Below are 12,570 nucleotides of genomic sequence, written 5' to 3'. Positions count from 1 at the left end.
AGCCAACCCAGATTATCTAAACTAAGGACAAATGACAGTTGACCAATGACAGTTGACCAATGACAGTTGACCAATGACAGTTGACCAATGACTAAGGACAAATGACTAAGGACAAATGACAAATGACTAAGGACAAATGCCCCATGCCCCATGCCCCATGCCCCATGCCCCATGCCCCATGCCCTATGCCTAATCGCAGCGCCAAATCTTAATCGTCTGATCCGCACTGCCGCTGGCGAGCAAATTGCCCGAAGGTGCGATCGCCACCGAGTATACTGTACCCGTATGTCCCTTAAGAGTTGTCAACAGGTCTCCTGTTTGGAAATTCCAAATATTAATCGTATTATCATCGCAGCCGCTAGCCAAAGTCAAACCGTCCCCACTGATAGCCACCGAATCGCCCCGACTCACATAATTCTGCAAAATATGCAGCGCCTCATTCATCCCTAACTTTGCTACCCCGTTTCCCTTCGCAGAATTAGAATTTAAAATCCGCAACAAACGGCCCGTGTGCAAATTTCGCAGCTTAATCGTATAATCATTGCTAACGCTAGCCAGAATTTGACCGTCCGGGGCGATCGCCACAGAATTCACCCCAACATTCACACCCGAAAGAGTCCGCAGCAACATACCGCTTTGCACGTCCCAAACCTTGCTCGTCGCATCCGAACTGCCGCTCGCCAATATCTTGCCATCCGGGCTAAAAACCACCGTATTGACATTATCAGAATGACCCCTCAAAGTCCGCAGCAACTCACCAGTCCGCAAATTCCACAGCTTAATCGTATTATCAGCCCCGCCGCAGCTAGCAATTACCTGTCCCTTCGGGTTAATCGCCACCGAATTCACCTCCATAGAATGTCCCGGAAAAGTACACAGCAAATCGCCGTTATACAAATTCCAAAACTTAATGGTTTCATCGGAACTGCCGCTGACCAACATTTTACCATCAGAGCTAATAGCCACGGAATTTACGCGATCCGAATGTCCCGTCAGAGTACCAATTAAATCTCCTGTTTGTAAATTCCAAATCTTAATAGTTTTATCCCAACTGCCGCTAGCCAAAATTTTGCCATCAGGACTAATCGCCAGAGAATTCACAAAAGATGAATGTCCCGGTAGCGTGTGCGCGCACCGCCATTTCAGATTTTTAAATTTGTGAGCTAATTCCTTCGCCCGCTTAGCAGCAACCTCAGCTTCCTGTCGGCGTTTGAGCTCTTCCTCCTCCAAACGCTTGCGTTCCGCCCTAGCTTTCGCCTCTCGCACCGCCAGCCGCCGCATCTCTCCCTTATAGGTTATTCGCTGCTGCTCCTGAATTTCTTTAAGAGTTTCAATATACGGTAGAACCCAATCTTTAGAAAACCATTCTTGGGCAAATTCCGCCTCTAAATCAAATAGTTTAGGTTCGTGAGTAAAATCGATATTTAAATAATACAAATCGGCTAAAAATCCTGCCAATAACTTGTGAATAGTCACAATTATTTGCCTGATCGTCCGCAGTCTCACTTTTTCATCTTTTCCCTCTGCTGCCAACTGGTTATCCACCTCTTCCCAGTTCCAAGGCTGCATCGCCACGAGAGAAACGCTCTGATTGATAATCCCCCAAAAACCGACATGAAAATTCACTTCATAATCGCTGATATCGCTGTACAGTATAGCTGTCGGTACCGGAGACAACACAGTCTGCAATCGCTCCACATCAATATCAGAAATCGCCTTTTTAAAATAATCTCCGTAAAACTGAACCGGGCAGGATTCTCCGTGCTGTGGGTAGTGCTGGTTCAAAAAAGTTCTCAACTTAGCCGGCAGCTCGATATTCAGATTGTGGCGAAACGAATCAGGGCAATCTTGGCTAATTTTTGCCGGAGCTACTAACAACAGCAATCGGTGCTGCTGCTGCTGCAAAATCTGTTCAGTTTCCTGCCTGCTCAAATTAGAAAACCAGTTATCTTTGTCCCAAATTGTTTGAATTTCGCTCAGCTTGACTCGAATTGCTTCTGATTGAAACTCCCGCATTAACTCGCGCGAAAGCCTGCTAATTGCTCGCTTATCTCTGACTTCTTCTGCCTTAATTCGATTGAGGCGTTCTTCCTTTACCCATTCTTCTTCTGTGCTGGCGAGCTCAATCAACTCTTGTTCTCGGGCTTGCTGTCGCTGCAAATATTTCACTTGTGCTTTAATCCAGCGGGGGTCTTTTTTGATTTGCTGGTTCAAAGCCGAAGAACCAGACGGCTCAATTTCTGCATAGCGCTCGTTGACAGCGCTTGCTCCCAATCTTTCTCCCAATTCGCAGGCTACAGGCTTCAACAGTTCAATTAGGGTGTCTGAGACGGGGCGAGGTAATGACATACCAGTTAAAACTTTTTCTTAACTTAAGGGCGTGAGCGCGAGTCAGGTGTATCCCGCTGGGCGGGGACTCTTGGCAAGGCCCTAGATTTGGGCGATCGATTTTAGATTTTAGATTTTAGATTTACTCCGCAATCGATTTTAGATTTGAGATTTACTCCACAGATGAATCTGAGAGCTAGAACTTGAGTTTGCTTGTGATGATTGCCAGGGTATGGTGTCCGTTTTTGGGCGGGTCGATCGCATTCCTCGCGGCGTATCATCGTGCAACTTTACAGACTTAGCACCTTAACTCAATCATAGTGTTTATACGGTTTACATTTTATGCCGAATCTGAGTCGAAAGTGCCTAGGGTAAAGACTTCAGGATATTCGATCGACTCTGAGTCCTCCAATTCATTTTTTTTGTTGCCATTTTTACCCGCACTTGTCTATAATCTTAGTTCACAACCATAAATACGGTATTCCGACCTAATAACCGTACTTTCATTAGGGGAACAAATATAATGAGCCCGTGGCAACACCTAACTCAACAATTTAACCGTACACAACAGCCACAAATTGGCAAAAATCGATCGTTGACCGCACTAAAAAGATTTGTGTCGCTATTGTTAGTAGGAATAACTTTAAGTCTGGCGATCGTCTCCTGCCAGCAGGGAACCCCCAACAACCCAGCAGCGACTTCAGGCGGTGCTAGCTCAGCAGGCAACAAAGGCAAAGTAGAATTAACCCTCGTATCCTTCGCCGTCACCAAAGCCGCCCACGAAGCGATCATTCCCAAATTTATAGAACAATGGCAAAAAGAAAAAGGCCAAACTGTCATCTTCAGCGAAAGTTACGGCGGTTCCGGTTCCCAAACCCGAGCAGTAATTGACGGATTAGAAGCCGACATTGTACACCTAGCCCTCGCCCTCGACACGACCAAAATCGAGAAAGCCGGACTCATCCAGCCTGGGTGGGAAAAAGAAGTCCCTAACGAAGGCATCATCAGCAAATCAGTAGCAGTAATCGTCACTCGCGAAGGCAATCCCAAAGGTATCAAAACCTGGGAAGATTTAGCCAAAGACGGAGTAAAAGTGATTACCGCTGATCCCAAAACATCAGGCGTTGCTCGTTGGAATTTCCTCGCACTTTGGGGTTCGATGATCAAAACTGGAGGAGATGATGCTAAAGCATTAGATTTTACCAGCAAAGTCTATAAAAACGTCCCGATTCTGACTAGAGATGCCCGTGAAGCCAGCGATGTATTTTTCAAACAAGGTCAAGGCGATGCCTTAATCAACTACGAAAATGAAGTTATTTTGGCTGCCGATAAAGGTGAAAAACTGCCATATACGATTCCGCAAGTTAATGTGTCGATCGACAATCCGATCGCCATTGTCGATAAAAACGTGGACAAACACGGCACTCGCGAAGTCGCCGAAGCATTTGTCAAGTATCTGTACACACCAGAAGCCCAGCGAGAATTTGCCAAAGCAGGATTTCGCCCAGTAGATGAGACAGTCGCCAAAGAAGCAGAATTTGTCCAAAAATATCCCCCCGTCAAAACCCTATTTACAGCTAAAGATTTGGGAGGTTGGGGAGAAATTCAGAAGAAATTCTTTGATGACGGAGCCACATTTGACAAAATCCAAGGTTCGATTAAACGCTAATTCCCTAATTACCTGTTCGTAGTCAGGACTTCAGTCCTTCCCAAACGGTTCGTAGTCAGGACTTCAGTCCTCCCCAAAATATTAGCTTTTTAAGGACTAAAGTCCTTACTACAAACGAAGAAATACTCAAACCTAAATGGCAGTATCATCTCAAGCAAATAACGCTCAATCTGCGATCGCCAATATCAAAAGAGCGATCGGCAAAATCACACTACCTTGGGGAATCACCATCGGCTACCTCAGCCTGATGCTATTTCTCCCAGTCACAGCCATGCTGCTAAAAGCCAGCACAGCAAACCCCGGCGAATTTTGGAAAATAGCCACCAGCCCGATCGCCCTTTCCGCCTACGATGTCACCTTCGTCACATCACTAATTGCCGCCCTAATCAACGGAGTATTTGGCACATTAATAGCCTGGGTATTAGTCCGCTACGACTTTCCCTTAAAACGGATTATCGACGCAGCAGTCGATTTACCCTTTGCACTGCCAACATCCGTTGCAGGTTTAACCCTCGCCACAGTTTACAGCGATAACGGCTGGATCGGTTCGCTATTTGCACCATTAGGAATCAAAATATCATTCACTCGCTTAGGCGTAGGAATAGCCATGATCTTTATTTCCTTGCCATTCATCGTGCGGACTGTACAGCCAGTTTTACACGAAATGGAAAAAGACATCGAAGAAGCAGCTTGGTGCTTGGGAGCCTCTCAATTTCAAACCTTCTGGCGAGTAGTTTTACCGCCGCTGTTTCCCTCAATTTTAACCGGAGTTGCCCTCGGATTTTCCCGAGCAGTTGGCGAGTACGGTTCCACTGTCATAGTAGCTTCTAACGTGCCGTTTAAAGATTTAATTGCTCCGGTCTTAATTTTCCAAAGATTGGAACAATACGACTATGCAGGAGCCACAGTAATCGGCACAGTCATGTTAGGTATTTCCCTAGCAATGTTGTTCACAATCAATGTTTTACAAGCATGGAGAAGACGCTATGACGGCTGATCTCAATCCCTCAACAAATTATCCGCTTCCTCCCGTTGGTTCTGCGTCGCGCAGCAACGAAAAAGCCTGGGTAAAACCCACATTAATTGGCATTGCGATCGCCTATCTCGGCCTGGTCTTATTTATCCCGGCGCTCAACGTTTTTTACCAAGCTTTCAAAAAGGGATTCGAGCCATTTTTCACAAACTTAACCTCACCAGATTTTTTATCAGCAGCACAGCTTACCCTACTAATCGCTCTGATAGTCGTACCGATAAACACTGTATTCGGCTTGTGTGCAGCTTGGGTAATCGGCCGCAATAAATTTCCCGGGCGCACCCTATTAATCACGATTTTAGACGTGCCGTTTGCCATATCTCCCGTAGTTGCAGGTTTAATGATTGTACTGCTGTACGGTCGCTTGGGATGGTTCGGCCCGTTCTTAGAAAGTGGCGGGATTAAGATTATTTTTGCCTTCCCCGGAATGGTGCTGGCTACTGCTTTTGTGACTCTACCTTTTGTCGCCCGTGAAGTAATTCCTGTTTTGGAAGAAGTAGGAACCGATCAAGAAGAAGCGGCGAAAACTTTGGGAGCAAATGATTGGCAAATCTTCTGGAATGTCACTCTGCCGAATATTCGCTGGGGCTTGCTTTACGGAGTGATTTTGACAAATGCTAGAGCCATGGGAGAATTTGGAGCTGTTTCTGTAGTGTCGGGAAATATTGCCAAAAAAACCCAAACTTTGCCTTTGTTTGTTGAGGATGCTTACAAGCAGTACGCAACGCAAGCAGCGTTTTCTGCTGCGGTAGTTCTCGGCTTGTTAGCCGTTGTTACCCTCGTACTTAAGGAGATTTTGGAACAAAAAACTAGCATCAAGGAGGTTGACAGTTGACAGTTGACAGAAGAGCCCCGAGCGAAGTCGAGGGGTTGACAGCTTGCGCGCTGAGCGAAGTCGAAGAGTTGACAGTTGACAGTTGGGTTTTGTTCCTCAACCCAACCTACATTTAAGTAAATATTAGGAGACTAAAATGTTAGATCAAAATACTGGCGAATCTGAATTTGAGCCGATCGACAATTTTCACCATACTCAACAATCAGACCTCCCGCACACAGATTCAGGAGACCGCAGACCAACTACAACCCGCATTCGCATTCGCATTCCCAAAGAATACCATCACGAACCTGTAATCTCTAACCTGATTTCGGAACACGGCTTGACGGTGAATTTTAATGCAGCTTTGTTGGGCGGAAAAACTTCTGATGATGGTTGGTTTGATTTGGAACTTAACGGTACAAGTCAACAGATTGAAAGTGCTCTGATTTATCTCAACGATTTAGATGTAGAAATCTGGAGCAATTCCAATCATCCCGATGAAGAAACTTGGTAAAGGTTTGTATTGAGGACTTTAGTCTGGAGTTAGCTAGGACTAAAGCCCTCATTACAAACCTATTTTCTTGTATTTGTGCGATCGCCCAAACATATCATCGAGCCGCTCAAAATATAAATTAACAGTAATTAACGAGAAACAATGGGTTTGAAGCCAATCCCTGTAAGCGAGAAATTAAAAGCAGACAAGGCAATTGCTCCAATTCTCGGACTTGCAGGTAGATGTCGCCCTGATTTAGTTCAACGTCAACTGTCAACTGTCAACTTAATTAGATTATTGACAATCTGGCTTTAACCTGGTATATTATCCATCTCAGTTACATAATTTTAGATCAAAAAAAATAGCGCTCCAGTTTTCTGCAACATTTTTATAACACCCGGAACAATATCCCCCTTTAAAACTTCTAAAAAATCAATCAAACTAACTTTGTTATGGTAGGCTTTGCATAAACAAAGGTTTTTGTCAATATTCAATTTAGGTAAAATTTGGTGGAGTTCCTCTTATTTGGCTTAGCCCAAGTAGGAACGGGCTTTCATCTCTAAATTGCGAAAACTAAGGCCAACGATCGGCATCCGCACCGGAAAAAGAGTTAAAGCGGCTGCGTTTGGTTTGTGCTATGAATTTGATGTGTGCGTGTACCAGAGGAATTTAATCATGGCAACCGACAAAAAAGAACGGAAACACCAGATAGTTTTTGCAGATTCACAAGTTAAAGATTGTGAAAGTTTAACAAATACCGCGAATCAGGATACAGAAGTTATTATTCTGAAGGGCGATCGCGACGGCATCGAGCAAATCGCCGAAACACTTAAAGAGCGAAAAAACATTGCAGCCGTCCACATTTTGTCCCACGGTGCAGCAGCCAGCTTGCAACTGGGAACCACAGAACTCAATCTCAGCAACATAGAAACCTACCGCAATTATTTAGAAACATGGTTTGCTTTGCCAGGGCCCGAAGCAAACTCGAACTCTACAACTACTGCTAAACCAGAAATTCTGCTCTACGGCTGCAACGTCGCCGCCACAGAAGCAGGTGTCGCCTTCGTGCAAAGGCTGAGTCAGCTAACCGGGGCAAATATTGCCGCATCCGACAACTTGACCGGCAGTGCGGCACTCGGTGGAGACTGGGTGTTGGAAGTGACTACAGGGAAGATAGAAACACCTGTGGCATTTTCCCAAGAGGCGAGGGAAGCTTATAGTGGCGTGCTGATTAACCTAGACGTTAACAACTTTAGCGAACTAGACAATGCTATTAGGGTTGCCAACACCAACGCTGGCCCAGACACAATCACCATTAAGACCAACTTCACCCTGACAGGGTTGCTACCCAGCATTACCGGCCCTACTGATATTATTGGCGGCGGTTTCAAAATCACCGGCAGTCCCACAGCCCGAGCCTTTGTAGTTAACAGTACCGGCCTAGTTAACATATCCAACCTCACCATTGATTCTGCAACAGCAGTAGGAGGAATCGCACCGGCTGGTGGTGGTGGTGGCGCTGCGGGTTTAGGCGGCGCACTTTTTATCAACAGCGGTACAGTCAACGTTGACAGAGTGACGTTCTCGAACAACCAGGCGATCGGCGGTGCAGGTGCTACTGGAATCGGTGGCAAAGGTGGCACTGCTGATTTCGGCGGGGTTCCCTTTGGAGGCAGCCCTGGCACCGCTTTCCCAACTGCGGCCAGCGCAGGTGGTAGTTTTACCCCCAATGGCAACCCCGGCAACAGCGGTTCTCCTGGCTTCTCCGCAGGTGCCCCTGCTGGTAGTGGTGGTGCTGCTGGCGCCGGCGGCAATGGGATCGGGCTGGCTGGCGTAGGCGGCATTGGTGGCACTGGTGGCGCTGGTGTGACCGGCTCTATTGGTGGCGGCGGTGGTGCTGGTGGTGCTGGCGGTGCTGGTGGTACTGGTGCTACCACCAACGGTGGCGGTGGTGCTGGTGGTGCTGGTGGTGCTGGTGGCTTCGGCGGTGGTGGCGGCGCAGGCGGTACTGGTGGTACGTCTACTCCCCCTGCTCTTGCTGGTGCTAACGGCGCAGGAGGTGTTGGAGGCTTCGGTGGCGGTGGCGGCGCGGGAGCTACTCCTGGTGTCAGCACTGCTATCAATCTCTTCAGCCCTGGTGGGACTGCTGTCGCTACCGCAGGTGGCGGTGGTGCTGGTTTGGGTGGTGCGATTTTTGTCGGTGGCGGCAGCTTAACCTTGACCAACAGCACCTTGTATAGCAATACAGTCAGGGGTGGAAATGCTGGTGCTGCTACCGCAGGTGCGGGTACAGCCGCAGGCGGTTCAATTTTTGTCAACTTTGGTGCCACAGCTACCCTGACTAACAACACGATCGCCTATAACTCTGCCACAGCAGCGACAGTTGGTACACCGGCTAGTCTGATTGCTAATGGCGGAGGAATTTACAACAACGGCGGTACTGTCACGGTCAAGAATACGATCGTCGCTGGCAACACTGCTGCTACCAACACAGATGTGACAGGGGCATTTATAGGGAACAATAACCTGATTGGAGTTCTCGGCACTAGCACGGGTTTTACAGGTCAGGCATTAGCGGTTCCTCTGGCGACTGTATTAGCACCAGCCGCCGCTGCCGGACTCAATGGCGCAACTGCTCCCGCTCCTTTCACCCTTGCCTTAGTTGGCAACCCCGTCGTCACCACTAGCACTAATCCTGCCATTGGTGGCGGCGACAACGCTGCGATTGTTGGAGCTACAGACCAACGCGGCACAGGTTTTCCTCGCAAAATTGACAATACTCTCGTTGCAAAACCCAATGTTGACATCGGTGCTTACGAGTACGGGCCAGTTGTTCAGGGTCAGAAATTCAACGATATCAACGGCGACGGCGTTAAAGCTGCGACAGATCCAGGTCTAGGTGGATGGACTATTACCGCAGGAGCCCCGACTTCTACTACATCTGTCACTACTGCTGTTAGCTCTGCGGTTGCTGCAACTTTGGGTCAATACACCGTCACGGATACTAAGGCAAATACTGCGATCGCAGAAACGTTACAATCAGGTTGGGTACAGACTTTAGCGCCAACAGTGACCACTGGTACTGCTGATGTCTCTAACGCCAACTTCGGTAATTTCCAGAAAACTACGATCGCAGGCAAAACCTACACCGACCTCGCGGGCAACGGCGTTTTAGATATTCCTACCGACACCGTATTAAACGGCGTCGTAGTCAATCTCTACAAAGACACCAACGGCGATGGCATATTCCAAGCAGCCACAGATACAGTTGTCGGCACGGCGCAAACGACGGCAGGAGCAGGAGATTACCTATTCCCAGACATCGGCCCCGGCAAGTACCTGATTCAAGCCACTGCCCCAGCCAACTCCAGCATTTCTTTCCCGGCTGCGGCGATTCCAGTTACCGCCACTAGCGGTACTCCCGTCACCCTGCAAAACTTCGGCATTTTCCAAAACATCACCGTCAGTGGCAGGGTATTAACCGACGTTACAGGTAACGGGTTGAGTCCTGACGATACCCCCCTCAACGGTACTACCGTCCGCCTGTTTAAGGATACTAACAATAACGGCACATTAGATAGCGGCGACGCCCCAGCAGGCACTCAAGTTTCCGGCACAGCGCCTGCGGCTCCCGGTACTTATAACTTTACTGGCGTAGGTAGCGGTCGGTACTTTGTGAGAGAAGATGTCCCCGCAGGTTTCTCACAAACTGGCGGGCCGACTTCTTATACAATTAACCCTGTTAGCAATACGCCGATCGTCGGTCAAGACTTCGGCAACTTCCAAGTCGGCAAAATTAGTGGCATCAAATTTAACGACCTCAACAGAAATGGCGCTCAAGATGCCGGCGAAGCACCGCTACCAGGCTGGACAATCTACCTGGATACCAACAACGACGCCAAGCAAGACCCAACCGAAATCGTAGCCGTCACCGATGTCACCGGTAAGTACCAGTTCAGCAACCTGCTAGCGGGCACCTACAACGTCCGGGAAGTACAGCAACCGGGCTGGATACAAACCAAGCCCGCAGCTAACACAGCGTTGACGGTGGCCGTCACCAGCGGTAGCGACTCCCAAAACAACAATTTCGGCAACTATTTCCAGACGAGCACGATCAGCGGTCAAAAATTCAACGACCTCAACCAAAACGCCGTTAAGGATAGTGCGGAACCAGGGCTAGGGAACTGGCAAATCTTCCTCGATAGCAACCCAGCAAATGGAATCTTCGATCAAGGGGAAATTACCAGCGTCACTAATGCTGACGGCACCTACACTCTACGCAACGTACCCGCAGGCACTTTCCAGGTAAGAGAAGTACAGCAAACTGGCTGGATTCAGACCACACCTAACCCCGCCCCGACTGTCGTTAAGGCCGGAGATGCCATCACGGGCGTTAACTTCGGTAACTTCCTGCCCCAACCGGGCGCGATCCGAGGTCTCAAGTTCCAAGACACTAACAAAAATGGCATTCAGGATGCCGGAGAACCCGGTTTAGCCAATTTCCAAATTGTGTTAAACAGGGTGGTCACTGGAACAGCTCCTTCTCCTACTCCTGCCCCTGCTTCTGTTACTACCACCACGGACGCCAGCGGTAACTATCTGTTTGCCAACCTAGCGCCGGCAACCTACAGCATCCGGGAAGTCAACCAAACTGGGTACACTCAAAGCACCCCCAACCCTGCCGACATCATTCTGACTTCGGGTGCTATTGTCAGCGGCATCAACTTCGGGAACTCCCCGACGCCGACACCGATTATCACCACGCCGACGCCGACGCCTCCGACGCCGACGCCAACGCCTGTCACGACGCCGACGCCGACAGTTGTTATCACGACGCCGACTCCGGCACCGACTCCGGCACCGACGCCGACGCCTGAACCTGTGCCGACGCCGACTCCGGCACCTGTACCGACTCCAACACCTGCACCTGTGCCGACGCCGACTCCGGCACCTGTACCGACGCCGACGCCTGCACCTGTACCGACGCCAACGCCTGCACCGACACCTGTACCGACAGATTTGGTTTGCCCTGATGAGTTCCCCAGGATTATCGCTCCCAATCTGCCGGCGAGTCCTTCACGGAACGGTGTTGTCAACGGCACTAACGGCAACGATACCCTTGTGGGCAGTGCAAACACTGACTCTATCTTCGGGTTGGGCGGCGACGATTTGATCTTTGGTCAAGAGGGTGGCGATTACATCAATGCCAACACGGGTAACGATACTGTGTACGGTGGCATTGATGCCGATACTCTCTTTGGTGGTAAAGGCTTTGACTTGATCTTTGGCGATATTAGCGACGATACAATCTACGGCAATCGTGGTAATGACTCGATCTCTGGCGACCAAGGCAGTGATGTATTGTACGGTGGCAAAGGCGATGACCTAATGTTGGGAGGTCTCGATGATGACGTGCTATTTGGCGATCAAGGCAATGACACTCTCTGCGGCAACGAGGGTAACAATACCTTGCTTGGCGGCAGCGGCGATGATGTGCTCTTTGGTGGCAGTGGTGATGATTTGCTGTTTGGCGGCAGCGGTAACGATATCCTGATCGGCGGTACCAGCGCCAATCGCTTTCTCTTGGCTCCCGGTGGGGGAACTGACACGATTATTAACTTTACGCCCGGATTTGATACGCTGCTGTTGGCGGGAGGCTTGGACTTCAATCAACTGTCACTTAGCCAAACTAACGGCTCGACGGCGATCGCGATCGCCAGCAGCAACCAGATTTTGGCTGTAGTGGCGGGCGTGCAGCCTACCCAGTTATCGGCGAGCAGCTTTAGCTTGCTCGTTTAGTCCACAAGGAGGTGTCAAACAGCAGCTAAAACCCAGTCGCAGCCTGCTGTTTGACGATTACACCCCCGATCGCCCAGCCCTCCCCTTCAACCAGGGGGGACAAAATTCTTCTCAAAATCCCCCAACAATCAGGGAGATGCCAGGGAGAGGGGCGATCGGCGGTAAATTATATAGACAAAGGGGAGCAGTCATTTGTTGACACAAATGACTGCTCCCCTTTGTCTTAGGATCGAAAATTAAATAATATCGTTTCCGGTTGTATCGGAATGATTTAACCGCAGAGGGCGCAGAGGACACAGAGAGAGAATAGAGAGATTAATAATTCCTATGCAACCGGATTTGATATAACTTACAATTTTCATTGTTATTGTGGGGTGGGCGGGACGCCCGCCCTTGTAAGAGTGCGGGCTCTCCCGCCCACCCCACAAACT

General features: G+C 49.2%; 6 protein-coding genes. 5 read left to right on the top strand and 1 reads right to left on the bottom strand.

Annotated features, from left to right (window positions below; translation table 11 throughout):
• Window positions 1–189: 189 nt before the first annotated feature.
• Window positions 190–2,349, bottom strand: coding sequence for a WD40 repeat domain-containing protein (locus QZW47_RS07790; RefSeq protein ID WP_293125785.1), 2,160 nt, complete (start codon window positions 2,347–2,349; stop codon window positions 190–192).
• Between the two features lie 502 nt (window positions 2,350–2,851).
• On the opposite strand from QZW47_RS07790, the gene QZW47_RS07785 reads away from it, so the two are divergent.
• The 5 genes from QZW47_RS07785 (at window position 2,852) to QZW47_RS07765 (ending at window position 12,139) form a co-directional block, all read left to right on the top strand.
• The gene (locus tag QZW47_RS07785; protein ID WP_293125783.1) at window positions 2,852–3,997 is read left to right on the top strand and encodes a sulfate ABC transporter substrate-binding protein; all 1,146 of its coding nucleotides are present in this window, start codon (window positions 2,852–2,854) and stop codon (window positions 3,995–3,997) included.
• Between the two features lie 136 nt (window positions 3,998–4,133).
• Complete coding sequence (gene cysT, locus QZW47_RS07780) at window positions 4,134–4,994, top strand: sulfate ABC transporter permease subunit CysT (RefSeq protein WP_293125781.1); 861 nt, start codon at window positions 4,134–4,136, stop codon at window positions 4,992–4,994.
• Window positions 4,984–5,865, top strand: coding sequence for a sulfate ABC transporter permease subunit CysW (gene cysW / locus QZW47_RS07775; RefSeq protein WP_293125779.1), 882 nt, complete (start codon window positions 4,984–4,986; stop codon window positions 5,863–5,865). The genes cysT and cysW overlap by 11 nt, the downstream gene beginning before the upstream one ends.
• 136 nt (window positions 5,866–6,001) lie before the next feature.
• A complete protein-coding gene (locus QZW47_RS07770) occupies window positions 6,002–6,361 on the top strand; it encodes an NIL domain-containing protein (RefSeq protein WP_293125777.1) in 360 nt (119 codons plus the stop codon).
• Between the two features lie 654 nt (window positions 6,362–7,015).
• On the top strand, window positions 7,016–12,139 hold the full coding sequence (locus QZW47_RS07765) for a DUF4347 domain-containing protein (RefSeq protein ID WP_293125775.1): 5,124 nt from the start codon (window positions 7,016–7,018) through the stop codon (window positions 12,137–12,139).
• Window positions 12,140–12,570 lie beyond the last annotated feature (431 nt).

The sequence above is a fragment of the Microcoleus sp. bin38.metabat.b11b12b14.051 genome, assembly GCF_013299165.1.
GTDB lineage: Bacteria > Cyanobacteriota > Cyanobacteriia > Cyanobacteriales > Microcoleaceae > Microcoleus.
The sequence above is the reverse complement of the archived record's forward strand: the minus strand, read 5'-3'. Positions and strand labels throughout refer to the sequence as shown.

Excerpts from the sequence above, each read along its gene's own strand:
- QZW47_RS07790 (WP_293125785.1), bottom strand. The coding sequence starts at position 2,349 with ATGTCATTACCTCGCCCCGTCTCAGACACCCTAATTGAACTGTTGAAG.
- QZW47_RS07785 (WP_293125783.1), top strand. The coding sequence starts at position 2,852 with ATGAGCCCGTGGCAACACCTAACTCAACAATTTAACCGTACACAACAG.
- cysT (WP_293125781.1), top strand. The coding sequence starts at position 4,134 with ATGGCAGTATCATCTCAAGCAAATAACGCTCAATCTGCGATCGCCAAT.
- cysW (WP_293125779.1), top strand. The coding sequence starts at position 4,984 with ATGACGGCTGATCTCAATCCCTCAACAAATTATCCGCTTCCTCCCGTT.
- QZW47_RS07770 (WP_293125777.1), top strand. The coding sequence starts at position 6,002 with ATGTTAGATCAAAATACTGGCGAATCTGAATTTGAGCCGATCGACAAT.
- QZW47_RS07765 (WP_293125775.1), top strand. The coding sequence starts at position 7,016 with ATGGCAACCGACAAAAAAGAACGGAAACACCAGATAGTTTTTGCAGAT.